A 1,412-nucleotide genomic window follows, 5' to 3' on the forward strand; every position below is an offset into this window, starting at 1 on the left:
ATAATATATAAAGTTAAAAAAGGGGATACTTTAGGTAAAATAGCTAAAAAATTTGGAACAACAGTCAGCAGTCTGAAACACTGGAATAAAATAAAAAGTTATATTCTCCCAAACCAAAAAATAATAATTTACAAAAGAGTTTTAAATAAAAATTTAGCAAGGAAAGCAATGCAACATAGAGTTAATTATATAAGAAAAAAAGTTCATAAGAGGAAACCAAAGTTTAGATATATTTTTTATAAAGTAAAAAAGGGAGATTCTTTAATAAGAATAGCTAAAAAATTTGGAGTAAGTGTAAAGCAGCTAAAAAAATGGAATAATTTAAAATCCAATATAATAGTTGTAAATGAAAAATTAACCATAATAAAAAGGGTGGTTAATAGATGAGAAAAAAATGGCAGAAACTTGTTTCTCCTCACAATGTGCATAAAACTTTAGGGGATACACTTGAATTTTTTGAAGATTTGATAATACTTGCTCTTACAGGTGTAATATTTTATATAACTATACTTGCAATATATGATATTATAGCTCTGGTTTTATACAAGGAAGCAAAACCTTTAGATGTAATTCCTAAATTCTTATATCTTTTCATTCTTATAGAACTTTTTAGATTATTAATTTTTTACCTCAAAGAAAGAGAACTTGATACTTCCCTTATCGTAAAAACAACTCTTATTGCTGTTTTAAGGGAAGTAATAATAAAAGCCCCTCATTTTAAATTTTACGACTATATAGGAGCTTCCTTGTTGATAATAGTAATTGGAGCACTATATTATGTACCTAAATACATTTTTAAGAAAGAGTTTTATCAAATGAAAAGAACTCCAGTAAAATCTGTCAGAAAGGAAGTTGAAAAAACAGATAATACATAAAGGTTGTATAACTCCTTATCCAGAGTATAAGTTAGCTAAAAATTTTATAAATGCTGTTATTTTAATAAACGATGAAAAAAGAGCTTTAGAGTTTGAAAAAAATCTAAAAGCTTTTTTAAACTATTTTAAAAAGCATTATCTTATTGCAGATATCCCAGCATCAACAGAAATACACAACACACTTTCACAATTTAAAAGAAATTATGCAGTATACAATATACAAAAAAATAAAAAAGGATTTTTTATTGTTAATCCAGATGCGTTAAACATATCAATATCTGCAGAAAGAAAAACAGTTTTACTTAAAACAAATACAGAAATAAACTTAGAATATCTTTTGAAAACGTTAATAGAATTCGGATATGTTAGAGAAGATTTTGTTGAAAATGAAGGAGAGTTTTCTTTCAAAGGCTCAAGGTTAACGATTAACATACCTTTTGAAGGTTTATTTTATATAGATTTTTTGGAGATGAAATTGAAAACATTTACAAAGTCTCAAAACTTTTAACAAAAAACCTGTAGAAAGTGTAGAAATTT

At 25.4% G+C, this 1,412-nt stretch carries 3 protein-coding genes; all 3 read left to right on the plus strand.

The genetic code is table 11. The annotated features are described in order from the left end of the window. On the plus strand, positions 1-387 hold a 387-nt coding region (locus tag HG1285_RS01540; RefSeq protein ID WP_008289373.1), incomplete at its 5' end, for a LysM peptidoglycan-binding domain-containing protein. Further along, complete coding sequence (locus HG1285_RS01535; protein ID WP_008289374.1) at positions 384-875, plus strand: phosphate-starvation-inducible PsiE family protein; 492 nt, start codon at positions 384-386, stop codon at positions 873-875. The genes HG1285_RS01540 and HG1285_RS01535, both read left to right, overlap by 4 nt. Beyond that, positions 853-1,383 carry a hypothetical protein gene (locus tag HG1285_RS01530; RefSeq protein ID WP_008289375.1) on the plus strand — a complete coding sequence of 177 codons (531 nt, stop codon included), beginning with the start codon at positions 853-855 and terminating at the stop codon, positions 1,381-1,383. Before HG1285_RS01535 ends, HG1285_RS01530 begins: the two co-directional genes overlap by 23 nt. Positions 1,384-1,412 lie beyond the last annotated feature (29 nt).

The organism is Hydrogenivirga sp. 128-5-R1-1 (genome assembly GCF_000171895.1).